Consider the following 26,004-nt stretch of genomic DNA (forward strand, 5'->3'; position numbering starts at 1 on the left):
TTCAGTATAAAGAACAGTTTGAGTGAACTAGTTAAGAGGTACACACGTGAGTCTTGTCGACAAGGACGATCAGCAACCTGATTTTGCGCTCTCTAACACTTCCCCGCCCGCTTCCGAAATTGTTTTTCCTCCAGACCATGATCCTTATGCGGCCATGCGTTCACGCGATTTCCGGTTATTGCTCATAGGATCGTTTATCGTTTCAATGGGTGAAAGGATGCTGGAGGTCGCATTGGGGTGGGACCTTTATGATCGCACCAATTCAGCTCTGGTCCTGGGTGGTGTTGGGTTGGTCTTAATTATTCCTGTTATCTTATTATCGTTGCCCGCTGGACATATTGCCGACCGCTTTAACCGCAAAGGGATCATGCTCATTTCGCAGAGCGTGCTGGTATTATCTTCGCTGGGACTGGCCATCTTATCTCTTTTTCACGGCTCGCTCATTTTCATTTATGCCTGTCTATTTGTGATCGGCACGGCCACCGCATTCTTGAGTCCGGCCAGCTCGGCCCTCTCTGCCCAGACCATTCCCGAAGAGCACTTTGAGAATTCCGCCACCTGGAGTAGTAGTGCCTGGCAGCTAGCCTCCGTGATGGGACCCGGCCTGGGAGGCATGCTGGTTGCGCTCTTTCACAGCGCGACCCTGGTCTATGTCTTGAATGCTCTGGCAGCCTTTACTTTTGTGATCCTCTTGATCTTCATCAAGGCGCGCCACCAGGTAACCAGACCGGCAGTGAAGAAAGAAGAGGCTAGCTGGAAAGCGATCTTTGAGGGCGTACATTTTCTGCGGCGCACGCCGGTGCTGCTGGCAGCGATTACTCTGGACCTCTTTGCTGTCCTGCTGGGTGGGGCCACCACGCTGCTGCCAATTTTCGCCCGCGACATCCTGCACGTGGGACCAACGGGGCTCGGCTGGCTGCGCGCAGCTCCCTCAATCGGTGCTTTGTGTGTTGTGCTGATCCTTACCCATCGGCCACCCTTCAAGCGCGCCGGTCCCACCCTGCTAATCGCGGTAGCAGGCTTTGGCATTGCCACCATCATCTTTGGCCTTTCGCACTCATTCTGGCTCTCGCTGGCCATGCTCTTTCTCCTGGGGGCATTGGACGATGTGAGCGTAGTAATCCGCAGCTCGCTGCTACTGACCAGAACGCCCAATGAGATGAGGGGGCGCGTCTCGGCGGTCAACTCGCTATTTGTGGGGGCTTCAAATGAACTGGGAGGCTTTGAATCGGGACTGACCGCGCAGCTGTTTGGTCCCTTCTTATCGGTGGTTGCAGGAGGCATTGGAACCGTACTGGTCGTAATTTGTGTAGCCCTCTGCTGGCCCGAAATGCGCCGTCTAGGAACGCTGCGAGAAACTGAGAAGCAAGCTGATTAAGGCAGCCGTTTCCAGCCAGTTATGCAGTTTGATGGTTCCTGACGGCGCATAGAATAAGATTCTGTTGTGTAAAGTGTCTGCTACGCCTGGGGCTCAGGCGTAGCAGCATTGACAGCCAGCGTATAAGCTATGCCATCTTCAGCCAGGGCCCAGACAATATCGGGTATGCCAATCGCGCTGGAAGCAAAACTACGGTAGGTATAGCCAATTATCGTTCCCAGGGCCGCACCCAGCGCTCCGCGCATTGCTCCCGCCAGTGGTGGCTGCTGCAGACGCTTGCTAAATACAGCTCCTGACAGCGCTCCGATCACGATACGGGCCAGAAACGGACCCTTTGTGACGCGACCAGGAATAATTGGTAATTTATCGCCAATAACCTCGCCGACCGCCATATAGGTCGTCAGCTTTTTGAGGGTAGGTGAACTTTTGTCGCTGGTTGCTGTCAGGACCGCAATAGGCATCATAGAGCGCAGACCAGCCGCAATACCCAGCCAGGAAGCCTTATTTAAAACCTCAGCATTGACGGTGCGACCCCCCACCAATGTGAAATTGGTCGCAATTCTCTCCATATAAGGTTTATCTGTATCTCTGTGTATAGCGCCCATTTTTTCATTCAACCTTTCTATCACACAGACTTCCTTGCTTTTATCCTACACGTCTGAGCGAAATCATTTGGCGCACTCAGGATATAAATGTTACCTGTCTTGCCAGCAAGCAGCGGTTAAGATCTGTGCAATAATGCTACATTTGTGTTGGATTTTCTTATACAAATATAGAGAAACTACTCTTTCTACACGTAGCAGTCGCGCAAAAAGTTGTACTGCTATAGCTACCCGTTATTTGACAGCTATACGTGCATTGTGTGTAAAATATGGTGGTATAACACCACACAAAACAAGAATATCGATTTGACGTAGTTTGATAGCAGTTCCAGGTAGTATAAGCAAGTAGCTTAAAAGCTGAAAAGGACGGCCACTTATGGAACAAGTTATCGCTCCGGCCGATTTGATCGGCACATGGAAGTTGGTTTCCGTAGAGTTGCGCTATAGCGATGGTGATGTTCGATATCCCTGGGGAACGCATGCCAAAGGACACTTATTGTATTCCGCTGAAGGATATATGTCGGCAGTCATCGCCTCTGCAGAGCGGCCACTGTTTGCGACAGAAGATGTTTTAACTGGTAGCGTGGAAGAGCAAGCCCAGGCGGCCCGTTCCTACGTTTCATACGGAGGGCCGTATGAACTGCATGGTAACGAGGTCACCCATCACGTTGAAGTCAGTTTATTTCCCAACTGGGTTGGCCAGGCTCAATTGCGCTATATCGAAGCGTTAGACAACAAACAACTGATACTTCGTTCAGCTCCCATTCTAGCGAATGGCAAACAGGCCACCGGTTATCTGATCTGGCGCCGCTATGCGTCGGGCAGCGAAAACTGACTGGCTGGCTGTATAAGGGACAGACAAGGGACGTATCTCACAGTGAGATGGTCCCTTGCTTTGTGCATAGATAGCGGATATCGCAACTCTGGCAGACCGATGGTGGAGGAGGCGTCACCACCTCGAACTGTTTGTTCAGAATCTTATGGCTGATCGTATCAAAGTAACTACCAACCTGCTCCAGGTTTTCCTCATGAAAAGGCACCTCCATCATGGCATCTTGCCTGGCGGGCTCTGCCGTCCAATAGAGATACAGACGTGAGGGCAGCTGGCGCGTCCGGTGTTCCAGGGCATGCGCATACAGGTAGAGTTGTTGCTTATAGGCCGCCAGAATCGCCGCATCCTGTTCGGGCCGGGTACCAGTCTTAAAATCTATAATCTCTAATCCCTCCTGTCCCTCCAACAGCAGATCCATCTTGCCCGTCAACAGATACTGATCCTTCTCGACCTGAAAGTTATATTCGGCATCGTAGACCTGGTTAAGCAATGCTTGATTCTGATCAAAGTAGCGCAAAATCTGGACCAGAGCCTTATGTTTACTGGTTCTATCCAGCGGCGTCATTCCGCTGCAGGTCAGAAAATAAAAGGTCCGTTCAAACAGCTCCAGAATTAAATTCTCGTGTACGCTGCTCAGCGGCTGCTCAAGGGCGAGGCGATGAATGCCCTCCAGTGTCTGGTGAATCAGCTGTCCATAAAAGGTATTCTTTGTATGAGCCGGACTGAAGTTATGCTCGCGCAGGTACTCAAATTGTCGGGGACAGGTATCGTAGAGAGCGATATGGCTGGTCAGGCTCAGGCGCCGTTTGGGTGGCTCATGTGGCTGAACGGCTTCCGCCGGAGGCATACTCATCATCAGCTCGCGGTAGTGATACTCCAGTGCCTGCGTATTGTACCAGAGCAGGCTAAACTGACTATGGGGCTTCTGAGGCGCGCTCAGAATCAACACCTGCCTGGCTCGAGAAAAAGCCACATAGAACAGGCGCCGCATATCAAAGGCCGGGATGTACTTCTCTGGCTCAATGGGTTCCCGCTGATAATATGGCCGCAGCCCCTTATCTTCATTGCTTCCCTGGGGAGGTGCCTTATCCAGCCGTCCCACAATCACCACCGGAAATTCCAGTCCCTTAGCCTGGTGGATTGTCATAATCTGCACATGATCCAACGGCACCAGCTCATCGGGATTCTCAAATTGATTGACTCCATCCAGATGGAGAAAATAGAGGAAGGTATGAAAGAAATCGTACTGGATAACGGCCAGATTCCTGGTACTCAGATTGGTATGTTGAAAGCTGGTCAAAAAAGCCTTTAAATGTTGTGAGAAAATAACCAGACTGGCCAGGGCATGTTTATCCGCTCGATATATATCGAAGGCGGAAGTAAAAATGAAACGATAGAAATAATCTGCCAACTGCTTTTCCGCAGTTTCAGACCACTCACTGGTCGTCCAGATTTCCTCTTGAATAGTGTGTAGCTCGGTGGTTAAATCCCTGTGTCGCTGACAGGTCTGGGTGAGCAGCTCCCGGCATGTTTGGAGATAGAGCATAAAATTTTCTTGCTCGGGCGTAAATTCGGCCTCTTGCAGATGTAGCAACTGGGCAAAACATCCCAGCAATAATTGGATCTCCGGCTGATTGAAATAGTTGCGTGCCCGGGGACAATAGGCTGAAATATGGTACTTGTTGAGTGCATCTATGTATGGCTGACTGTAGAACGAGCGCACACTATGCAGCAGGATAGCAACCTGGCTGTAGTCTTGAATACGCCCCTCCTGTTTCAACTCATAGATCAAGCGCGCGAATTGCTCCGCCTCATCATAGTTATCCCTGGTCTCCAGCGTAATCACTGCTGGATAGTGTGCTGTCTCAGCGGCAGGGAGAGCCGAGCGTATTGTTTTCTCGGTACGAAAGATACTGGACAAATGCTCGGGTGCGTGGGGGAGTGACGCATTAAGTGTATCCATCCATTGATTGCAGGTAGCAATAATAGCCGCGTGCGAGCGGTAATTGATCGTCAACTGCACCTGCTTACAGTCAGGAAATGTCTGTGCGAATTCCAGGATATTGCGTACCGTAGCGCCGCGAAAGCGATAGAGCGCCTGATCCTCATCGCCCACCACACACAGATTATGCTGGTCGTTTGCCGAAGCCAGGCGTGAGAGAATCTGTTCCTGGATATAATTGGTATCCTGATATTCATCGACCAGCACATAACGGATATGCTGAGCAATATTCTGAAAGACCGCTGGCTGTTGGAGTAAGTCGTAGGCATATTTTTGTAAATGCGCGAAGTCAACATAATTGGCATCACGCAAGAGCTCAGCATATTTTAGATAGATGTGCGGCAACATACTGGTCAGGGTGCGCTGATCACTGCTTGCATCCAGATAAGGGCGAGGAAATTCTTGCAGCAACTTATCTATGATCAGCTCCTCAGCGATTTTATCGCACAGGAACTGCAATTTTTTGGCAATTTGCCAGCCGTTACCCCACTGCTCGCCCAGAAACCGCAGCATTCCCGGTCCACACAGTTCATCCAGGTGACGATAGATCAACATCTGCTGCGAAAACTGATCCAGCGTCTCAAAATTATTGCCCAGTGGTGTATGGTGCAGATGGCGGATCAGAAACTGCTTACAGATACTATGGATGGTGCCGATCTTGATCTGTGAGAGATCCTGCGTATAGCCGATGGTGCGCGCAATCTCCAGCAACCGATCCTGCATCTCATAAGCGGCCTTCTGGGTATAGGTGCACAAAACAATGCCTTCCGGTGGCGTATCATCGCAGAGAAGTAGGTTCATCGCCAGCAGTGTCAGACTATAGGTCTTGCCAGAACCAGGACCGGCGATCACGCGCAAGGGTCCCTGTTTATGGGCAATAATGGTCCGCTGATCATCATTCATTTTATAGTGGGAGGTCAACAGAGGGGAAATCGCGCCACTGGTTTCTCTCATCAATCGGCATGCTTTCTAAACAGAAGGAGCAAACCGCTGCATCCAGCCAGTTCGCCCATACAAAACGATAGCTCTGGTTTCTCATTTATAGATATACGCAGAGGGACCCGCTTTTTTGGCAAGAAAGGCTGTAGATGCACTCCTTGTGGGCGCTTCAAAAGGCAACAAAAAAACCACCTGTGTGGGCAGGTGAGACGGCGACTTCCTATTTTCCCACGCAGTTGCCCACGCAGTATCATCGGGGATGAAGAGCTTAACTTCCGTGTTCGGGATGGGAACGGGTGTGCCCTCTTCTCTACAGTCACCAGCTCGCCTGCACATGCAAGTGGTTTTTCTGACAGAAGAGATAATACTACAGCGTTATTGTTGTGTCAACCCCTTTTTTCTAAGTGGGCATCATTCACATTGTTGCCAGCTCGACCACGTGAAGGGGCATCGACCACGCCCCTCCCACACGAAAACGTCCTCATAGGTTTGGAGCTTGCCTCCGATTGGAGCCCTCCGCAAGGAGCGGCGACCCCGGTGCCCGGCCGGTTCGGCTCCTCACCGGCATCCCCTCGACCAGAGAGGGTGCCCCTGCGATTCCTTTGGCCAACGTGCCTGGGGTGACGTCGCCGCTCCTTGATCACGGGGGTACCCGTGCCCGGGCAACGGTATGCAATAGCTAGCGATGTCACGGGGATACCGGGGTCGCCTATCGGCTCCAATCGGAGGCGAGCTCCGAACCTATGGGTTTCGTTTCTTCTGGCTCCATGTGAAAATTTGGAAAGAGCATCATTCAAATTTTCACATGGAGCCAGAAGAAGACGAATTTTGCGATCGAATTAAAATACGTCTAAAAAGTGCTTGACAGATGATTGGCACTATGGCATAATCATCGAGCTGTCAACAAAGAGACAATCACCGCCTCCCTGAGCGTGGGTGCTCCTGTCCCTATGTCGCAGTTGTGCTACGGTAAAGTAGCTCCTCCGGGATTATCATTCCCTATGAACACACTCAACGCAACATTGCGTCCGTGGGCGTGTCAGGCCGTTTTGACCGGTGGTTGCCACGGCAACCAGGGGGCATAACGAATTTTCGGAGCCAGCCAAAAAGTGGTCAAAAACCGCTTGACAAAGCACAATGGATATGCGATACTACAGCACACGAGACAAGCGAACGAAAAAAGAACAAACGCTTGTCCGATGATGAAACACTGGTTTCGTCGATTGCGTACCTTGACAACTGAAGAGTGGAAAGCAGAACAGCAACTGGAACAAACAATACAAGTAACCAGTTCCTGTCAATTCGGTCCCAGCGCAGTTCTCCTGCGATGGTGACCATAGAATCTGCGAAACAAGCCAATGTTAATGTAACTTGGCCATGATCGCAACTTCACATGCAATTGACATTCGCTCGTTGAGCGTGATGTGTCTATAAAAAACAATTGGATGGCGAGTTTGATCCTGGCTCAGGATAAACGCTGGCGGCGTGCCTAACACATGCAAGTCGAACGCCCTTAGCAATAAGGGAGTGGCGGACGGGTGAGTAACACGTGGGTTATCTCCCTCTGGGTGAGGAATACCGGCGAGAAATCGCCGACAATACCGCATACGCTCGGCAACGAGCAAAGCTCGCAAGAGCGCCCGGAGATGAGCCTGCGCTCGATTAGTTGGTTGGTGGGGTAATGGCCTACCAAGGCGACGATCGATAGCTGGTCTGAGAGGACGATCAGCCACACTGGGATTGAGAACGGCCCAGACTCCTACGGGGGGCAGCAGTGAGGAATTTTCGTCAATGGGGGCAACCCTGAACGAGCAACGCCGCGTGCAGGATGACGGCCTTCGGGTTGTAAACTGCTTTTCTCTGGGACGAGAACGGACGGTACCAGAGGAATCAGCCTCGGCTAACTACGTGCCAGCAGCCGCGGTAATACGTAGGAGGCGAGCGTTGTCCGGAGTTACTGGGCGTAAAGCGCACGCAGGCGGTCAGATAAGTCTGTGGTGACAGTCGTCGGCTCAACTGACGAAGGACGATGGAAACTGTCTGACTTGAGGGCTTCAGAGGGACACGGAATTCCGGGTGGAGTGGTGAAATGCGTAGATATCCGGAGGAACACCAATGGCGAAGGCAGTGTCCTGGGAAGCACCTGACGCTCAGGTGCGAAAGCTAGGGGAGCGAACAGGATTAGATACCCTGGTAGTCCTAGCCGTAAACGATGACCACTAGACGTTGGGGGTATCGACCCCTTCAGTGTCGCAGTTAACACAGTAAGTGGTCCGCCTGGGGAGTACGGTCGCAAGATTAAAACTCAAAGGAATTGACGGGGACCCGCACAAGCAGCGGAGCGTGTGGTTTAATTCGATGCAACGCGAAGAACCTTACCAAGGCTTGACATGGACCTGCACCAGCCGTAACGGGCTGTCTCTTCGGAGCGGGTTCACAGGTGCTGCATGGCTGTCGTCAGCTCGTGTCGTGAGATGTTGGGTTAAGTCCCGCAACGAGCGCAACCCCTGTCGTTAGTTGAACTTCTCTAACGAAACTGCCATTTCAAAATGGAGGAAGGCGGGGATGACGTCAAGTCAGCACGGCCCTTACGCCTTGGGCGACACACACGCTACAATGGTCAGGACAAAGAGTGGCCAACCCGCGAGGGGGAGCTAATCTCGTCAAACCTGGCCTCAGTTCAGATTGGAGGCTGCAACCCGCCTCCATGAAGTTGGAGTTGCTAGTAACCGTAGGTCAGCACACTACGGTGAATACGTTCCCGGGTCTTGTACACACCGCCCGTCACACCACGAAAGTTGGCAACACCTGAAGCCGCTGGGCTAACCCTTCGGGGGGGCAAGCGTCGAGGGTGGGGTCAGTGATTGGGGTGAAGTCGTAACAAGGTAGCCGTACCGGAAGGTGCGGCTGGATCACCTCCTTTCTAGGGAGCTTGGATGGGGGTCATGGATACCATGACAACAGAGTCTCATCCCACTTCCAGGTCGAACAGGACACGGTCGCTGTGTTGCCAGAAGCGAAGCTGGTTTCCACTCTTGAGCTGTTGGGGTACAGTACCCGCAACACGTATGGCGCACCAGGGGGTGCAGGGGGACGGTTGTCCCCCTGCCGGGGGTGTGGGGGTGGCCCCCACGATCTTCTCTCCCTCTTCTGCGAGCCGCCGCAGGCGGCGACGCGTGTGGCGGCAGCCACAACAGTGCACCTGAACAACTGAAGATAGTATTCCTTCAATTTTGCTGAGCGATTGATATGCCAGCCAGAGTTGAAGCAGAGGATCGATTTGTTCGATTTGAGAACAAGTCAAAGCATTCAGAGACATGATGTAGATCTAAACGAAGAGAACAAGCTACACAGAGTACGAGGTGGATGCCTTGGCGCTAAAGACCGAAGAAGGACGCGGAGACCGGCGAAACGTTCGGGGGGAGCTGCATACAAGCGATGAACCCCGAGAATCCGAATGAGGCAACTCCTCCAGAGTGATGTCTGGAGACCGCCTGCTGAACACATAGGCAGTGACGGGGGGCAGCGGGTGAACTGAAACATCTCAGTAACTCGACGAACAGAAATCAACCGAGATTCCCGTAGTAGTGGCGAGCGAACCGGGAAGAGCCCAAACCAGTGGTTCTGCGGAACCAGTGGGGTTGTAGGACCGACAACAAAGGACCCTGGCTTACTTGAACACGTTGGAAAGCGTGACCAGAGCGAGTGAGAGTCTCGTAGAGGACGAGCGGAGGGACTGGGTCGGGATCCTGAGTACCACGAGACACGTGCAATCTTGTGGGAAGCTGGGGGGACCACCCTCCAAGGCTACACATCTTTAGCGACCGATAGCGAACAAGTACCGTGAGGGAAAGGTGAAAAGCACCCCGAGAGGGGGATGAAAGAGACCCTGAAACCACGTACTCACCAGCAGTCAGAGGCCACTGTAGCACGAGCTACCAAGGGCTGATGGCGTGCCTTTTGTAGAATGATCCGGCGAGTGCATCGTCGTAGCCTGGCTAACCAGCGCTAAAGCTGGGGAGCCCCAGGGCAACCGAGTCTGAAGAGGGCGGAATGTTGCGGCGATGCGACCCGAAACCGTGTGAGCTATCCATGAGCAGAGTGAAGCGGATGTGACAGTCCGTCGAGGCTCGCACCCACCAGTGTTGCAAAACTGGGGGATGACTTGTGGATAGGGGAGAAATTCCAATCGAACACGGAGATAGCTGGTTCTCCCCGAAATGTATTGAGGTACAGCTGTATGTTGTACTATCCTGGAGGTAGAGCTCTGAATGGGCTAGGGGCCTCGTGCAGGTTACCAAACCCAAGCAAACTGCGAATGCCAGGACAGCATGCATGCAAGTGAGACGGCGGGGGCTAAGCTTCGTCGTCAAAAGGGAAACAGCCCAGACCATCGGCTAAGGTCTCCAAATCCATGCTTAGTGTCAAAGGGGGTCACAACGCCCAAACAGCCAGGATGTTGGCTTAGAAGCAGCCACCATTTAAAGAGTGCGTAATAGCTCACTGGTCGAGTGTCGTGGCACCGACAACGTATCGAGGCTCAAGTATGGTACCGAAGCCATGGAATCTCTCGTCACGAGAGATTGGTAGGGGAGCGTTCTGTTGGGCAGAGAAGCCAGATCGTGAGGACTGGTGGAGCGAACAGAAGTGAGAATGCCGGAATGAGTAGCGTCATGTCTGTGATAACCAGACACACCGAATGCCTGAGGGTTCCTGGGCACCGTCAATCGTCCCAGGGTGAGTCGGGTCCTAAGCCGAGGACGTCACAGTCGTAGGCGATGGAAAGCAGGTCAGAGATTCCTGCACCGGAGATGCTCGTTAGGAGCAATGGGGGGACGCGGTAAGGAAGGTGAGCCCATCGATTGGACAGGATGGGTCTGTGCGTTGAAGTGCGAAGCCGAGGCAAATCCCGGTTTCCTGTGCATGACACGTGCAGCGAGCGGACGACAAGTCCGCGGAAGTCATCGGCCCCTAGGCCGCCAAGAAAAGCCTCTCGCCAGAGTCGTCTCCGCCCGTACCGCATACCGACACAGGTAGGCAGGGGGAACACTCCCCAGGTGATCGAGCGACCCTCTGTTAAGGAACTCGGCAAATTGACCCCGTACCTTCGGAAGAAGGGGTGCCCTAGTAGCTTTCAGGTTTACCTGGGGGTGAGGGGGTTGCAAGAAATTGGCTCAACCGACTGTTTACCAAAAACACAGGTCTCTGCGAACGCGCAAGCGGAAGTATAGGGGCTGACTCCTGCCCAGTGCCGGAAGGTTACGAGGAGCGGTGTGCGTAGCCGCGAATCTAAGCCCCGGTGAACGGCGGCCGTAACTATAACGGTCCTAAGGTAGCGAAATTCCTTGTCGGGTAAGTTCCGACCCGCACGAAAGGAGTAACGAGTTGAGCACTGTCTCGACAGAGGACTCGGCGAAATTGAAGTACCCGTGAAGATACGGGTTACCCACGACAGGACAAAAAGACCCCGTGGAGCTTTACTACACCTTGACCCGGAAACGAGGCAGAGCGTGCGTAGCATAGGTGGGAGTCGGAGAACCTATCCTTGTGGGGGTAGGGGAGACAGCAGTGAAATACCACTCTCGGTGTGTTTTGTTTCTCACACGTCACCGTGAGCCGGGACGTGGACAGGATCAGGCGGGTAGTTTGACTGGGGCGGTCGCCTCCCAAAGAGTAACGGAGGCGCCCAAAGGTTCCCTCAGGGTGGATGGACATCACCCATGAGAGTGTAAAGGCACAAGGGAGCTTGACTGCAAGACGGACAGGTCGAGCAGGGACGAAAGTCGGGCTTAGTGATCCCACATTCCCGAGTGGAAGGAGTGTGGCTCAACGGATAAAAGCTACCCCGGGGATAACAGGCTTATCTTGCCCAAGAGTTCACATCGACGGCAAGGTTTGGCACCTCGATGTCGGCTCGTCGCATCCTGGGGCTGGAGTAGGTCCCAAGGGTTGGGCTGTTCGCCCATGAAAGCGGCACGCGAGCTGGGTTCAGAACGTCGCGAGACAGTTCGGTCTCTATCCGTCGTGGGCGAAGGAGAATTGAGGGGCGTCATCTCCAGTACGAGAGGACCGAGATGGCTCGACCGCTGGTGTGCCAGTTGGCCTGCCCGGGCCAGAGCTGGATAGCTATGTCGAGAAGGGATAAGCGCTGAAAGCATCTAAGCGCGAAGCCGCACCCAAGACGAGTTCTCCCATCACATGCGTGTGATCAAGATCCCAGGAAGACGACCTGGTGGATAGACGACACGTGGACACCTGGTAACAGGCGGAGCGAAGTCGCCCTAATGATCGTACGGCTTGTTTCACCATTGTATCTTTATCGTGGCTCAAGAATGCGCGTTCTCTGCTTCACTCCTTGGATGGCAGTGCGCTCGGCAAAATTGAGGGAATACTATTTCCAGTTATTCTACGGAATAAAAAAAGACTTCAAGATTCGTTATATATATAGCGGATCTTTTTTTACGCTCAATCCTGCGGAGATCTCTCTTCTCATTTACTTCCCTTTAGGCATTTTTAAGTTATTATAACGTAAGGCACTTTATCTACCTGACTCACTGAATTGCTGACCTTTTTGCATCAGGTAACAATTTAGTCAAAAGGGCGCGTGCATTATGAAAGTGAATGATGATCTTGTTGGAACTGTCCTGGGGAATTATACGCTTGAAAAAGTAGTCGGGCATAGTCAACTCAGTACTATTTATCTGGCCAGACAATTTCATCCTGGACGCCTGGTAGCGGTAAAAATTGTGCAAGCACAGTCGCCCCGGCTGGATGATTTTTTCTTGCGCTTTCGGCGCGAAGTAACAAATATTGCTCGACTGGAACATCCCCATATCCTTCCCCTGCTGGACTATGAAGAACATGATCAATTGGCGTATATGGTGATGCCCTACCTTGGAACTAGTAATCTGGAGCAGGTACTAAAGCGCGAGGGCAAACTGGCGCCGCAGCAGATACTTTCTTATTTATTGCAAATCGCTTCCGCGCTGGATTATGCGCATTCCCTGCATGCTGTTCATGGAGATTTGAAACCAACTAATATCTTCATCAACTCAGATGGGCGCCTGCTTCTGACTGATTTTGCGCTGGCTAATTTGGCTGAAAGCACAGCTGATGTCGACCATACCACCGCCCTCTATATGTCCCCTGAAATGGTGCGTGGGGAGCCGCTTACCCATTACTCAGATATCTATCAGTTGGGAATTCTGCTCTTTCAGATGTTGTGTGGCCATGTGCCATTTAAAGGGGAGAGCACTTATGCTCTGATGCGCCAGCATCTTCAAGAAACAATCCCTTCGGTTGCCACGCTCGCCTCCGATTTGCCGCTAACCCTGGATCGGGTTCTGCAGAAAGCGACCGCCAGGTGCCACACCGAGCGCTATAAATCAGTTGGTGAACTGACCCAGGCTTTTGCCGCAGCTATAGCAGTAATTGATAAGCCGCAACAGTCGCTGGCACATCACCTTCATTTTCAGACATCCCCGCTGGCCAGTAGTGAGTTATATAAGCTAGAATTTATTGCTACACCTATACCGCAATCAGTGGCGGACGCTCCTGTCAGCCAGCCGCATCCAGCCAGAACAGTTGCCGACGGAGGTCCACTCTCAACAGATTTTGGATTTTCTTATATACAGGAACAGGTTTTACCTCTGCCCTCAACGATCTCGCGCAAGCCGCGCCTGCTCAGTTTCTTTTTGCTTAGATGCCTGCCCCTATTCGCCATGGTAGGCATTGGTACGCTGGCCTTGCTGCATATCCTGGGAGCGTTTGCGACTTCTCCTATAACGCCATCAGAGCAGGCTCGTGTGGTAGTCAGCCAGTATTATGATGATCTCAATCAACACAACTATCGCCTGGCCTATGCCCTCTGTAGTCCAAATTTTCAGCGACACACTAGCTATGAACGCTTTATGCGCAATTATCAGCAACTGACGCATAGTGATATGCTGTTCAAGCAGTCTGTTGAGCGCTCACCCTCGGAAGTAGATATTACTTTGCAGCTACAAACGCAGGAGAAAGATCCGCAGGGGATGCTGACGCGCTATTATCGCTGGAACGGTATCGTCAATCGACAGGCGGATGGCTCCTGGAAAATAGAGCAAATTGCTATTACCAGCGATCAACAAGAGCCAGATCATATTTATAAATGAGTATTGACGCTCCACTTTAGCAGTAAAACAAAACCGCCTTCTCTTGATCACTCAGGAGAAGGCGGGAATTGATGCCGAAGGGGGGACTCGAACCCCCATGCCCTTGCGAGCACAACGCCCTGAACGTTGCGTGTCTACCAATTTCACCACTTCGGCTTGTTCCGTTCAGGATGGGTATATCATACAGGATTCCTGGCGGCTTGTCAACGAGATTTTTCGGGCATTTTTATAGTTTGGGCCCCTATTTTCCGCCTCACCAAAAATAGGTTCGGGCCTTGCGCCCAATTTCCCACTCGACGCATGCAAACATTTAAGCACCGGGGCAAAACAAAACCGCCTTCTCTTGATCACTCAGGAGAAGGCGGGAATTGGTGCCGAAGGGGGGACTCGAACCCCCATGCCCTTGCGAGCACAACGCCCTGAACGTTGCGTGTCTACCAATTTCACCACTTCGGCTTGTTCCGTTCAGGATGGGCCTATAATACAGGATCTCGCTGCTTCTGTCAATAGGTTTAGACCCATAATTTCAAAGATCTGGTCCCTGAATTTTTATTTTGATAAGCTCTTCATTAATATCTCAAAATTCATGTTATAATAACACTAGTGTCTCCGAAGGAATAAATCTGGGGTATGTTGCACTTAGATACTATTGCTAGACTTACTCGCAACGATCTGTGTGTATTTTATAAAGTTTTATCAAAGAAATAGAAATTTGGAGTAATACATGCCAGAGCCAACCGCATCCGTGTGCATGGCTATCGACATTGGTAGTAATACCTTGCGTGTCGTGGTTGCTCGCTGCTCTGCTACTGACTTTGAAATTCTGGCCGCTGATGAAGCCCTGGTGCGTATTGGTGAAAGCGTCAATGCTACAGATACGATTTCACCCGAAAAGCAAGCACTCACAATTTCTGTACTTAAAAAGTTTCAAGCATTAGCTAAAGAGTTTGAAGCACAGACGACATTGGCGATTGCGACTGAAGCCATCCGTAAGGCTACGAATCGTGCAGACTTTCTGCAGGCTATCCAGAGGGAAACTGGTATTGAGGTACACTGCATTGGCGGTGATGTAGAGGCGACGCTCACATTTTATGGGGCGACCTATGCTGTGAATAAGCTACCCCAGCCGCCTAGCCAGTTTGGAGTGATGGATATGGGGGGTGGCAGTACCGAACTGATTCTGGCCAAAAATGCTCAGATTTCCTGGCACACTTCGTTGCCAATTGGTTCAGGCTGGCTGCACGATCGTTATTTGCAATCTGATCCGCCAACGGCGGACGACCAATCGACAGCCAGAGCGTTCTTGCGTACTTATTTAACAGGATTGAATATCAAGTCTTTTCCGTCAGTGCTCTTTGTGACGGGGGGGAGCGCAAACTCTCTGCTGTTACTCTCACAGCGGGCCTTTAAGTTGGATGACAGCGTGAGTATATTGACGTACGAAGATCTACTACGCTGTGAAGGATTATTGTGGGCTTTGCCAGCGGAAGAGATCGCCCGGCGCTACCAGCTGGATGTGCAGCGTGCTCGTATCATTGCTGCTGGTGCCTTAATTCTGACGGCGGTCCTTGAAACCTTTCATTTGAAAGAAATCCATATTAGCTCGTTTGGTATTCGGGAAGGATTGGCCATGGTCTATTGCCGTGAGGGCGAGCAGTGGTTGCAACGTGCTCAACAGCAGGCTCAAGTGTCCCAGCAGACGTCCCAACAACTGATCGCTGATAGGGAGCTAATGGATTCTACAGTCACCTATCATGATGACTTTGTTTCCACCGGTCGGCGCCTGTTTCAAGAGCGAGCTGAAACCATGCTGAGCTGGCGCGACGAGGTTTTGAGTCAAGAAGATAGTGAAGCGGTGCATAAAATGCGTGTGGCCTCGCGCCGTCTGCGTGCTGTTATGGACGCCTATCAGTCTGTCTGTGATCCCCAAAAATTTAAAGTCGCCTATCAGCAAGTGAGAGAGCTTGCCGATATCCTGGGTCCGGCTCGTGATACAGATGTAATGATTGAGAATCTACACAGGCAATCCGAAAACGTATCACTGGCTCAGCAGCAGGGCTGTGAGTGGTTAATCCAGCAGCTGACCAATTATCGGCAGGAGCATCAGCGCAAGATGGAACAATATTTACAATCATTGAAGGACAAAGCATTTCTGCGTCGCGTGATGGCATGTTTGCCAGAAGAGGAGGCTATCCATGGCAAAGGCTAGTATGGTAACCGATCTGGATCTGCATGCCTCAACCGGCAAGAATGCCCGCGCAATTGCCAGAGTGCGGTTAGCCGAAATGTTTAGCTGGGAAACCTACGTAGATGATCCTTACGCAGTCCAGAACCTGCACAATCTACGGATTGCAGCCAAACGCTTGCGCTACACCCTGGAAATTTTCGAAGATACATTCCCCGAAGAATGTGCCTCAATCATCAAGGATGTAGAACAAATCCAGGAAGAACTGGGTTCATTACACGATAACGATGTCATGGTTGCTTTGTTGCGGCTCTGTCTGGGTGGGCAGGATAGTGGAGCTGTTTATGAGCAGGCGCTGCTGACAGCGGCCCGCCAGGGCCAGAAAAAGCGCCCGGCGGTCAATCCAGCATTAGTAGAGCACCTTTTGCAGCCCTCTACGCCTCTCGTGGCTGAGCAGCGTGAGGGTTTGGAACTATTGTTGCGCGACTTGCAGCAACATCGTGAACACTTGTATAAAACTTTTTACCAGCACTGGTATCAGCTCAAGCAGCAAAATTTTCAGCATAAAATTCTCAATCTGCTTGCTGATAATGAATAACAGCCTGGCTATTTAAATTTGTCGAATTCGTGTAATGAAAGAAACAGGGATATAAGGTGGGAGGCATATTTTTCACCGACCAGGTGGAATCTTGGATGTATACTGTATCCTTGGAGGTATATGCGCATGATGATGCAAGATTCAGTTCAAGAGTTGAGTGGAGTCAGAAACGATGAGCCGACGGCGGAAGAGCTCCAGTTGAGCGGTGGTTTGCTGGTCGAAGATTGGCCCCATGCTCGTCAGGTAATGCGTCTCTCCAGACAGTTGTTTGAGGCTACTCGTCCTTTGCATGGGTATGGTAAACGTGGCTTGCGTTTATTGGAGCGGGCCGCTTTTCTGCATAATACAGGTATGATGGTAGAGGCACGTCGCCATCATAAGCACTCGTATCGCTTGATTAAAGAGACTCCACTGCCCGATTTTTCGGATAAGCAGCGCCACGAGATCGCCTGTATTGCCCGCTATCATCGACGGGCATTGCCAAGCACAGACCATGAAGAGTACGCGGCCCTCTCTCCCAATGCTCGCAAGCGCGTCTCTGCGCTCTCAGCTTTGTTGCGTATAGCGGATGCTCTGGATTACGATCATGATGGCCGGGTGCTCAATGTGGCCGCTGATCTGGCGCATTGTACTGATAAGCATTGGACCCTGCGTTTGTGGGTACGTCCATTGGCCGATCTAGACGTTGAATTGGAACGTGCGCAGGAGAAGGCTGATTTATTTGAAAAGGCCTTCGATCGCAAGCTGCACTTCGTTACCCATGATTAGTCACGAAGTGACAGCTATGCTATTTTGATAGGTGTTTGTTAATAAATTTTCTCTTCAGTTAACACAATAAGCGCGCCATATGCTTGTTTTGGATGTATCCATAACGTTTGCTGCCCGTCTTCTAGTACGGTGTAGCCAGCTTTATGGGCATCCAGATAGTGTCTGGTTGCCTGTAAGTCCTCAACCCGCAGCGTGATACGATAGAGACTTTCTCCCAGTTGGTGTAGATGTGTTGCGAGCGTGGCATCCTGTGGCAAAGGCGCTCTGGATGCTGGTAATAGCTCTGCGAGCTCTACGCTTTGTGTGCTATCCGCCAGAGACAGCGTGACTACTCGTGCACTCCATTGCTCGTGAATATGTGGCTCTGAGGGATGCAAGCCATAGATGTGTTGGAAACGCCGGCTGGCTTCGTCCAGGTTTTCTACAGCCAGAGTGACGCTCAGAACGGTCTGCACGCCCAATGGATGGATCGGTGGTGTCTGACCACCTGCCAGCCGTTTGCGCCGCTCCTCGCCGCTGCTATCGTGCTGGATAATAAAGGGATAGTGTTGCGCCAGGTCGGGGCGCTCAATGTCGGTTCGTAACCAGCTGCGTGAGACGCCATCCGCACTTTTCAGTGATCCTTGATTAGGCCCAATAACCGCCACGCCACGCTGAAACATCGCCCGGCTGTCCGCCTCAATATCATTAGAAGCCAGCACACAATTCAGATAGCCATTCCCCTGCGCCAGCCGATCCAGCATACTTTGCTGTGCCTCATCAGGAGCCCGAACCGCGATCAATTCCAGATAGGTATCCCCGATTACGATAATGCGGTTGGCCGTTCCGCCGCTGGGATGATTGCCGCCGCCGCTACTGACCAATCCTAAGCGCTGGCGAAATGTTTCATCCGCCTGCGGTAGATCATGTACACCAATAATAATATGATCCAGTGCTGTTAACATGTTCTATCCTTCCCTGCATAAAAAAGAACCGCTTGACTTCATTGTCCCTCGTAGGGATCAACGCTGTCAAACGGCTCTTCGGCTTATTTTTGTGAGAGGAAGTTAGCTACGGGTCTCCGCCAGCTCACGGATTTCGCGGTCGCGTTTGCGGGCGTATGGTTTCTCATCGCGCTTGCCTTGCAGGTATTTCATACCTAGCTCGCCTTTCTCCCAGATGACCAGCATCATACTGGCATTGAAGATTGAGGAGTAGGTACCACTGAAAATACCGATCAGCAGGGTCAGCGTAAAGGTATGGATGTCGGTGCCGATACCGGTGAAGAGCGTCAGCGTCAACAGGGTAAAGAGCACGGTCAATGAGGTGTTCAATGAGCGGGCCAGAGTCTGGACCAGGCTAGCATTGACAACTTCCTCAAAGGTTTCGACGGTACGGCGCTGCATGTTCTCACGGACGCGGTCAAACACCACGATGGTATCATGGACCGAGAAACCGATCACAGTTAGCAAGGCGGTGATGAACAGGGAGTCGATCTGCATGCCAAAGAATTTACCGAGGATCGAGAAGATACCCAGTACGACCAGGGCATCGTGCAGCAGAGCCAGGATAGCGCAGACGCCATAGCGCAGGGCTTTCGGCACCTTGCGGAACGAGAACCAGACGTACAGCAGAATCAAGATCGAAGCAGCCACAACGGCCAGGAAGGCCATCAAGGTTGTACGGCCAGCAACCGAAGGGCCAACCTGTGAGTTGCTCTCAATCTGGATGTAGGGCCCGCCATGCTGCAAGAAGTATCCCTGGATCGCGGCCTGCGTTACCTTTGCATCGCTGGTCGCGTCACCCGAAGAAATCGAGGTCTTGGTCAGAATGTTGATGGTCTGGGCGCTATTGCCAATCTGCACGTCCACAATTTTAAATGGTGTAGTTGCCGTGCTACCATTCTGCGTGTTGGTCGCTGTAGCGGTCGCCGTAGGCGTTCCTTTGGCTGTTGAGGTTGGGGTCGCCGTAGGGGTTGCGCTACCAACCGTAGGTGTGCTGGTTGCTGGCAGATTGCTCAGCGCAGCCTGGATATCTGAGGCTTTGGGGGCGCTCGTAAATTTAGTGATCGTTATCAGTGTATAGGGTTTGCTATCAGGAATTGTTGCGATCGCATACTGAAGTGACTGATTGTATTTCTTGTTCAGCGTTTTTTGAACGTTATCGGTGACAGACGTGTCAACCTTGCTATCAAAACGAACCCAGGCGGTGTTGGTGGCACCTTTGCTATCTTTACCCAGAACGACCTGCTCGCTCTCCAGATTGAAGGGCTTGAGCAGATTTCGGATCGTATCAGCATCCGTAATAGTGTGTTGAGGGCGCAGTACAATGTTGGTACCACCCGCGAAATCGATACCGACGTTCAGGCCAAAGATGAGTAGTGAGATGGTTCCCGGAATGATCACGATTAGCGAGATCAGCAGAAACAGTTTGCGATATTTGACTAAGTTTAACACTGCAGCCTCCTCTACACCGTGCTATTGCGCCGTGCCGCCACTTTTGAACTGGGCAGTGCATCGGCAGGTAATCCGAACAGTGCAGGGTGATTGATGACGCCAGTCGGAACAAGCAGATTCAAGAACGTGCGAGTGACGACCACGGCGGTGAACATACTAATGACAACGCCCAGGAACAGGGTAGTGGCAAAACCAGCAATGATGGTGGCGCCAAAGTTAGTACCAAAGGCGTACAGGACCGCGCAGGTAATCATCGTTGAGATGTTTGAGTCGCGGATCGAGGGCCAGGCGCGCTTCCAACCGATATCGATGGCCGATGCCAGCAGGCGGCCGGCGCGCAACTCTTCTTTCACGCGTTCAAAAATCAGCACGTTGGCGTCTACCGCCATACCAATTGACAGGATAAAGCCGGCAATACCAGCCAGTGACATGGTGACGCCGATCATTTTAAAGATGGCAAAGGTCAGCACTGCATAGAGTACCAGTGCAACGTCGGCAAGGAAACCAGGCAGACGATAATAGATCAACATAAACAGGGCGACGATGCTCAGACCGATGATGCCAGCCAGCAGGCTGTGTGTGATGGTCTCTGCGCCCAGCGTTCCACTGATCTCTTCTGAACTGGTTTGCTGCAGAGCCACAGGTAGAGCACCAACCTTCAAGATGTTGACGGTCTGCTGAGCCTGGGTCTGGGTGAAGTTACCCTGAATAGTACCAGGGCCAGTGATGGCGCTATTGATGACGGGTGACGTAACGACCTGGCGGTCCAGTGTCACCGTCAGGTAGTGTCCAACGTTATTGGCGGTGAATGACCCAAATCTGGCCGATGCACCATTGTTTTTCATCTGGAACTGGATCAAGAAGGCGCCGGTCTGGGGATCCTGACCAACGCTCAGGCTATTGGGGTCCAGATCATTACCAGTGAATTGGGGTTTGCCGCCAGGATTGTACTGAGTATACTGGTTGGGATCAAAAGGGGCTCCTTGTTGTAAACCGCCGCTGGTGCCGGTATCCCAGAACTCCAGCTTACCAGTTTTCAGCAACGTATTGAGAGTATCCTGCTGGTTGCCACTAAAATTGGGCAGTTCAACCACAATGCTGGTGTTATTGGCTGTGACGCCCTCTTGCAGGCGCACGCTGGGCTCTTTCAAGCCAAGACCATTAATACGAGACTCAAGCAACTGGCGCGTGACTTCCATGTTGTCGTGGTTGATGTTATCCTGGCCTGGTTTGGGCTCAAGCTGGACACGTACACCACCCTGCAAGTCCAGACCGAGGGTTGTCGTAAAAGGATTATTGACGCCGTAGAGGGGCTTACCACTGTCGGCATGGGGCCAGAAGACGACAAATGATGCGCCCGCGGCTAACAGAATGATAAAGAAGAGGAGTAGTAATGTTCCTCGCCGCATAAAATATTTTCCTCTCAACTGGGTTAGTTCGAAATCTTGGCTAGGAGCGCTCTGGGGGCGCCCCACATCTTCTTCCCATCAGGCGCATCAATTAGAGCGTTTCTGGGTGGGAACACGGTATGCGCCACACTATTTCTGTGCAGTATAGCATAGTTGACCACTGTTGCATATCCTGTTCATTTATCTATACCTGCATATGAAGGCGTTTGGACAGGTTTTGTGGACATTAGCGAACCTTTAGTGCGCATGTATCATAATCACTAAGTATGTGAACTCTATTTGTATTATACAGAAGAAAGAATATTGTGGAAGCACTACGTAATGAGCAATTGATGTCGGATGTGCTGACAGGCGATGAACGCGCTCTTAATGCGCTGGTCGAGCGGCACTACGGGCCACTGCCTGACCATCCCTACCACCTCGTTCACGGAGATCGACAACTAGCTGAAGACGCTGTACACGAAACAGTTTTACGCATGCTGCAACGCGGTGGATATCAAACCGGTCGTCCTTTTAAGCCACGGCTCTATACTATTGATACATATTATACGCGATTATTTTAAGTCTGCGATAGTCCAACATGGGGTGGATGCCGCTGATGAGATTCTACTCGCAATGTATGATCCGGCGTCTGGACCCGAAGATTCCGCCCTTTCTGATGAGCAAGGAAAGATTATTTTTATTGCTCCAGGCAAAGTAGGAGAAGAGTACCAGAGTACTACTTTTATGATGGGAAGTAAAGCGCCCCCGTACGGGCGGGCGCATGCGCGCCCGAGCCCTTTTATACGTTGGTGCAGCAGTAGCGCAAAGCGCTACTGCTGCACCAACGTATAAAAGACTTTTTGAGCGCTGTAAGCGCGTAGCGTCAGGAGCCGAAGGCGCGAAACGTATAGCTTTCAGACACTTTCCGAGATAGAACTCAACATCAGGTTGCTTCGTATCTCTTTAAGAAGAGCAATGGTAGAGCGTGAATGGAGTTTTTTGCCAGCATGCCAGGAGCAAAAATCTACTCTTTTCACACGATACGTGCTATGCTACATAGCGGTACTCAATGTCGACTACCCTCGAAACAAGTGCCTGCCCCCCTGACCTGAATCTGTGGGTTCTAGTGTCACTTGTATAGAAAAGATATATCGCTTTAATTCATATTGCCTTATTATGTATAAAGGAGCGGTTGCTTCCATGGATGAAATAGTGATGCAGCGTGCAACGGATGCTAGCGGGGCAGCCGTTTCCGAGCCACGTAAAGTTGTAATGGATGTACGGGACATTAAGAAAAGTTTACCTTTAGGACGAGAGCGCATAGATATTCTTAAAGGCATTAGTTTTCAGATTCTTAGCGGTGAATTTGTGTCGATTGTGGGACCTTCTGGCTCGGGTAAGAGTACTTTGCTGGGTATTATTGCTGGCCTGGATAATCCTAGCAGCGGGCAGGTGCTGGTGGATGGAATTGATATTGCTCGCATGAGCGAAGGGAAGTTGGCTGCGGTGCGCAATCAAAAGATCGGTATGGTCTTTCAAGCCTTTAATTTGATTCCTACCCTGACGGCCCAGGAGAATGTGGAGGTGCCGCTATATGTGGGCAAGCATAAAGGATCACCCTCGGCGCGCGCCAAAGAGTTGCTGGAACTGGTTGGCCTCTCACATCGGCTCCGCCATCGTCCCAACCAGCTATCGGGTGGTGAGCAGCAGCGCGTCGCTATCGCTCGCGCGCTCTCGACCGATCCCGCGATTGTGATTGCCGATGAACCTACCGGTAACCTGGATGCACGTAATGGTGAGAATGTCTTAAAGTTGATCGCCGACTTGCGGCAGAAGACGGGCAAAACCTTTATTATTGCCACGCATGATCCAAATGTGGCTGGCCACGCCGATCATGCCATCCGTATCGTGGATGGATTGATCAGTGAGTTGGATAACACGGGCGGGAGAATTACGCAGTCATGAAAGCTTCGATGTATTTCAACTATACCTCGCGCTCCCTCTTCCGTGGTGGCCAGCGTACGTTGCTGGCGATTTTTTGTGTTGCCGTGGGCGTGATGGCGATTGTGGCGCTGCAGCTGGTTGGCATCATGATCAATAATGCTTTCACCGGCAATGTGCGCGACGCCAATGGCGGAGATATTGCTATTCGCTCTCAGCAGCCATTCAGCAAAGACGATCTGAAGCACTTTGAGAGCTGGAAGAAGGATGGCTCGATCACCGATTATACACCGGTGATTACCTCGTTGGGTTCTGCGGGCGCCCAGGCCTCGAAGCGTCAGACGTTTAGCATACGCATCATCGATCCAGCGCATTATCCCGCCGCGACCGTTACCCCTCCCACTTTTACCAGCCCATCTCACGGGAGCCTGGATGCGTTGTTAAAAGATAATGGTGTGGTAGTGACGCAGCCGTTTATCGACCAATTTAAAGATAAGCTGGGCGATAAGCTGGATATTACCGTCGGCGGTGGTAGCCGGGGGCAGACCGGACGTGTGATTCATGCTAAGATCGCGGGTATCGTCTCCGAAACAGGCGTGCTGGCCCAATCGGGTAGCGTGGTGCTGATTTCGCAGGATGACTACGTTGCTACCTCTCCTAAATCTGCGGTGACCTATGATACGGTGGATGTGACGGCCGAGCAATCTAAGATCGATGGGGCCGTCAAAAAGATTCAGCAGCAGTTCCCGATCGCGACCACGCAGACGGCGGCGGATGTGTTGAAGCGTCAGCAGACGATCATCGATAATATCCGGAAGTTTCTGGAAATTGCTGGGCTGCTGGCCCTGCTGATTGGTGGCGTGGGCATCGTTAATACGATGCAAGTGTTGCTCTCGCGCCGTCGCACCGAGATCGCCATGCTCAAAACAACCGGCTACCGACGTTTCGACCTCTATCTGTTGTTTGGACTGGAGGCGGGCCTGCTGGGTCTGGCTGGTGGTCTGCTGGGAGCCTGCATCGCTACTGCCCTCAGCTATCTTGTGCGCAACCTGGTTGAGCAGAACTTCGGTTTGAATGTACCCTTTGTGCTGGATTGGTTTACGATCATCGGAGGCATGGTGATTGGTGTGGCAACCGCCCTGATCTTTGGTCTCCTGCCAATCGTACAGGCAGCCAATATTCGCCCCCTGAACGTGATCCGCGAGCTCCCCGAGGGACGTGGCGTGGGTAGTAAGGCCCTGACCACCATTTTACTGATCGTGCTCTCGATCCTGTTCTGTGTGCTCTCGATCGTTATCCTGAATGGTGATGTGCGCCTGGGTACGCTCTCAGTGTATGGTATCTTCATCTTCCTGGGCCTGCTGAGCCTGGTGTTGAGCTTGTTGATCGTGCTGGTCAGCAAATTGCCAGTACCGGAGCGTTTCAGTTTCTGGCAGATCTTACTGGTACTGGTCGTGGCCGCTATTGCCTATGCGCTCTACCGTATTGCGCCACCTTATGGCTTGATTTTCATGGGCTTTGCGCTGCTCGGCTTCCTGGTGATGTTTGTCCCGCGCACCCTGAAGGCCTCGACCAAAATGGCCTTGCGCAACCTTGGTCGCCAGCGGGCACGTACTACCACTACGATGGTCGCCCTGTTCGTGGGTATCTTTACCATCGGTTTGATTCTGGCGTTGGGACAGAATCTGCGCACGCAGGTCAATGAGGTTATCGCCCATACATTGAACTATAATGTCTATGCTATCACCTCAAATGATGATACCCAAAAGCTCAACGCGGCCCTGCCGCGTCTGACCGGACTGAGTACGTATCAGGAGCACACGCTGGCCTCTACAGTACCAGCCGCCATCAAAGATAAGCCATTCGCATCGTTTGTCAGCGGCTCTCAGGGTACACAGGCGCGTCGCCAGTTGCTCTCGCTCACCAATGGCGTCGAGGGTTACGATGTCGGCAACAATCAGTTGCCTTCGCTTAACTTTATCGATATAACCATGGGCCGCAACCTGAATCTGAATGATGCAGGCACAAACAACGTCCTGGTGCGCTCATCCCTGTCGCAGATAAATGGCGTACAGCTCAAGGTTGGTGATAAGATCACTTTGGTAGGAGTTGATCAGGTTAGCGCCAAAACAGTTACCATCGTGGGATTCTACGACCAGAAGACTCTGGGCGCTAACTTTGAACCGATTCTGGGGACCACCGATACGGTCAAAGCCCTTACTCCAACGGGATTTGACCAGAGCGTCTTCTACATGAAGATTGATCCCAATAAGTTGAATAGCGCGGTAGACCTGATCGGGCAAACGGTCCCCAGGGCTTTTCTGCTGAACCTGGCCAGCCTGACCGATTTTATCAACCAGCTGCTCAACGATATTCTGCTCACCCTGACCACGATTGCTTCGCTGACATTGCTGGCGGGCATCATCATCATCGCCAATGCCGTAGCCCTGGCCATGTTAGAACGGCGGCGCGAGCTGGGTATCCTGAAGTCAGTCGGCTACACCAGCCGCACCATCCTGGGCGAGGTCATGCTTGAAAATGGCCTGGTTGGCGGCATGGGAGCCCTGGTGGCCATGGCCCTGGCTTCCTTAATTACCTGGCTACTCGGCAAATACGCTTTCGATGCCAACTTTGCCGTCGACACCACCATCGTGCTGGCGCTCGTCCTGGGCTCCGTGGTTCTCTCGATGTTTATTGCCATCTGTGTTGCCTGGAGTGCCGTACGTGTACGCCCTCTAGAAGTTCTACGCTACGAGTAGGTGCGCCCCTTGCGGCATTGACTC

At 52.0% G+C, this 26,004-nt stretch carries 15 protein-coding genes, 2 tRNA genes and 3 rRNA genes; 11 read left to right on the top strand and 9 right to left on the bottom strand.

Translation table 11 applies throughout. The features are described from left to right. Positions 1-46 precede the first annotated feature (46 nt). Positions 47-1,378 carry an MFS transporter gene (locus JMI88_RS26130; protein WP_236023072.1) on the top strand — a complete coding sequence of 444 codons (1,332 nt, stop codon included), beginning with the start codon at positions 47-49 and terminating at the stop codon, positions 1,376-1,378. 80 nt (positions 1,379-1,458) lie between these two features. Here the strand turns inward: JMI88_RS26130 and JMI88_RS26135 are convergent, their stop codons facing one another. Further along, a complete protein-coding gene (locus JMI88_RS26135; RefSeq protein ID WP_201364905.1) occupies positions 1,459-1,947 on the bottom strand; it encodes a hypothetical protein in 489 nt (162 codons plus the stop codon). A gap of 409 nt (positions 1,948-2,356) precedes the next feature. Between JMI88_RS26135 and JMI88_RS26140 the strand changes: the two genes are divergently transcribed. Next, positions 2,357-2,815: a lipocalin-like domain-containing protein gene (locus JMI88_RS26140; protein ID WP_201364906.1), complete on the top strand. Its 459-nt coding sequence runs from the start codon at positions 2,357-2,359 to the stop codon at positions 2,813-2,815. Positions 2,816-2,852: 37 nt separating this feature from the next. On the opposite strand, the gene JMI88_RS26145 is transcribed toward JMI88_RS26140, so the two are convergent. After that, positions 2,853-5,768: an ATP-dependent DNA helicase gene (locus tag JMI88_RS26145; protein ID WP_201364907.1), complete on the bottom strand. Its 2,916-nt coding sequence runs from the start codon at positions 5,766-5,768 to the stop codon at positions 2,853-2,855. Positions 5,769-5,960: 192 nt separating this feature from the next. Then, positions 5,961-6,077 (bottom strand): 5S ribosomal RNA (rrf, locus tag JMI88_RS26150). 1,118 nt (positions 6,078-7,195) lie between these two features. Here rrf and JMI88_RS26155 point away from each other — a divergent pair. Then, a 16S ribosomal RNA gene (locus JMI88_RS26155) occupies positions 7,196-8,676 on the top strand. Positions 8,677-8,721: 45 nt separating this feature from the next. Here JMI88_RS26155 and JMI88_RS26160 read toward each other — a convergent pair. Beyond that, positions 8,722-9,072, bottom strand: coding sequence for a hypothetical protein (locus tag JMI88_RS26160; protein ID WP_201364908.1), 351 nt, complete (start codon positions 9,070-9,072; stop codon positions 8,722-8,724). A 20-nt stretch (positions 9,073-9,092) separates the two neighbouring features. On the opposite strand from JMI88_RS26160, the gene JMI88_RS26165 reads away from it, so the two are divergent. Together JMI88_RS26165 and JMI88_RS26170 are read left to right on the top strand one after the other, a co-directional pair. After that, a 23S ribosomal RNA gene (locus JMI88_RS26165) occupies positions 9,093-12,058 on the top strand. Between the two features lie 306 nt (positions 12,059-12,364). Next, on the top strand, positions 12,365-13,903 hold the full coding sequence (locus tag JMI88_RS26170; protein ID WP_201364909.1) for a serine/threonine protein kinase: 1,539 nt from the start codon (positions 12,365-12,367) through the stop codon (positions 13,901-13,903). Positions 13,904-13,975: 72 nt separating this feature from the next. Here JMI88_RS26170 and JMI88_RS26175 read toward each other — a convergent pair. Both JMI88_RS26175 and JMI88_RS26180 read right to left on the bottom strand, forming a co-directional pair. Next, positions 13,976-14,059, bottom strand: a tRNA-Leu gene (locus tag JMI88_RS26175). Positions 14,060-14,272: 213 nt separating this feature from the next. Continuing rightward, positions 14,273-14,359, bottom strand: a tRNA-Leu gene (locus JMI88_RS26180). A gap of 268 nt (positions 14,360-14,627) precedes the next feature. On the opposite strand from JMI88_RS26180, the gene JMI88_RS26185 reads away from it, so the two are divergent. From JMI88_RS26185 to JMI88_RS26195, 3 genes are all read left to right on the top strand, one after another. Beyond that, positions 14,628-16,112: a Ppx/GppA phosphatase family protein gene (locus JMI88_RS26185; protein WP_201364910.1), complete on the top strand. Its 1,485-nt coding sequence runs from the start codon at positions 14,628-14,630 to the stop codon at positions 16,110-16,112. Then, complete coding sequence (locus JMI88_RS40245; protein WP_201364911.1) at positions 16,099-16,686, top strand: CHAD domain-containing protein; 588 nt, start codon at positions 16,099-16,101, stop codon at positions 16,684-16,686. The genes JMI88_RS26185 and JMI88_RS40245 overlap by 14 nt, the downstream gene beginning before the upstream one ends. A gap of 126 nt (positions 16,687-16,812) precedes the next feature. Next, entirely contained in the window at positions 16,813-17,454 is a 642-nt protein-coding gene (locus tag JMI88_RS26195; protein ID WP_201364912.1) for an HD domain-containing protein, read from the top strand. Between the two features lie 38 nt (positions 17,455-17,492). Here the strand turns inward: JMI88_RS26195 and JMI88_RS26200 are convergent, their stop codons facing one another. The 3 genes from JMI88_RS26200 to secD all read right to left on the bottom strand — a co-directional run bounded on the left by JMI88_RS26200 (position 17,493) and on the right by secD (position 21,298). Further along, on the bottom strand, positions 17,493-18,398 hold the full coding sequence (locus JMI88_RS26200; protein ID WP_201364913.1) for a VOC family protein: 906 nt from the start codon (positions 18,396-18,398) through the stop codon (positions 17,493-17,495). 102 nt (positions 18,399-18,500) lie between these two features. After that, on the bottom strand, positions 18,501-19,889 hold the full coding sequence (gene secF / locus JMI88_RS26205) for a protein translocase subunit SecF (protein ID WP_201364914.1): 1,389 nt from the start codon (positions 19,887-19,889) through the stop codon (positions 18,501-18,503). Positions 19,890-19,900: 11 nt separating this feature from the next. Continuing rightward, positions 19,901-21,298, bottom strand: a complete 1,398-nt coding sequence (gene secD / locus JMI88_RS26210; RefSeq protein ID WP_201364915.1) for a protein translocase subunit SecD — start codon at positions 21,296-21,298, stop codon at positions 19,901-19,903. 305 nt (positions 21,299-21,603) lie between these two features. Between secD and JMI88_RS26215 the strand changes: the two genes are divergently transcribed. From JMI88_RS26215 to JMI88_RS26225, 3 genes are all read left to right on the top strand, one after another. Then, the gene (locus JMI88_RS26215) at positions 21,604-21,861 is read left to right on the top strand and encodes an RNA polymerase sigma factor (protein WP_201364916.1); all 258 of its coding nucleotides are present in this window, start codon (positions 21,604-21,606) and stop codon (positions 21,859-21,861) included. Positions 21,862-22,495: 634 nt separating this feature from the next. Further along, positions 22,496-23,245, top strand: coding sequence for an ABC transporter ATP-binding protein (locus JMI88_RS26220; protein WP_201364928.1), 750 nt, complete (start codon positions 22,496-22,498; stop codon positions 23,243-23,245). Beyond that, positions 23,242-25,980, top strand: a complete 2,739-nt coding sequence (locus tag JMI88_RS26225) for an ABC transporter permease (protein ID WP_201364917.1) — start codon at positions 23,242-23,244, stop codon at positions 25,978-25,980. The genes JMI88_RS26220 and JMI88_RS26225 overlap by 4 nt, the downstream gene beginning before the upstream one ends. The last annotated feature ends 24 nt before the right edge of the window (positions 25,981-26,004 follow it).

Source organism: Dictyobacter formicarum, assembly GCF_016587435.1.

Excerpts from the sequence above, each read along its gene's own strand:
- JMI88_RS26135 (WP_201364905.1), bottom strand. The coding sequence starts at position 1,947 with ATGGAGAGAATTGCGACCAATTTCACATTGGTGGGGGGTCGCACCGTC.
- JMI88_RS26140 (WP_201364906.1), top strand. The coding sequence starts at position 2,357 with ATGGAACAAGTTATCGCTCCGGCCGATTTGATCGGCACATGGAAGTTG.
- JMI88_RS26145 (WP_201364907.1), bottom strand. The coding sequence starts at position 5,768 with ATGAGAGAAACCAGTGGCGCGATTTCCCCTCTGTTGACCTCCCACTAT.
- JMI88_RS26160 (WP_201364908.1), bottom strand. The coding sequence starts at position 9,072 with ATGTCTCTGAATGCTTTGACTTGTTCTCAAATCGAACAAATCGATCCT.
- JMI88_RS26170 (WP_201364909.1), top strand. The coding sequence starts at position 12,365 with ATGAAAGTGAATGATGATCTTGTTGGAACTGTCCTGGGGAATTATACG.
- JMI88_RS26185 (WP_201364910.1), top strand. The coding sequence starts at position 14,628 with ATGCCAGAGCCAACCGCATCCGTGTGCATGGCTATCGACATTGGTAGT.
- JMI88_RS40245 (WP_201364911.1), top strand. The coding sequence starts at position 16,099 with ATGGCAAAGGCTAGTATGGTAACCGATCTGGATCTGCATGCCTCAACC.
- JMI88_RS26195 (WP_201364912.1), top strand. The coding sequence starts at position 16,813 with ATGATGATGCAAGATTCAGTTCAAGAGTTGAGTGGAGTCAGAAACGAT.
- JMI88_RS26200 (WP_201364913.1), bottom strand. The coding sequence starts at position 18,398 with ATGTTAACAGCACTGGATCATATTATTATTGGTGTACATGATCTACCG.
- secD (WP_201364915.1), bottom strand. The coding sequence starts at position 21,298 with ATGCGGCGAGGAACATTACTACTCCTCTTCTTTATCATTCTGTTAGCC.
- JMI88_RS26220 (WP_201364928.1), top strand. The coding sequence starts at position 22,496 with ATGCAGCGTGCAACGGATGCTAGCGGGGCAGCCGTTTCCGAGCCACGT.
- JMI88_RS26225 (WP_201364917.1), top strand. The coding sequence starts at position 23,242 with ATGAAAGCTTCGATGTATTTCAACTATACCTCGCGCTCCCTCTTCCGT.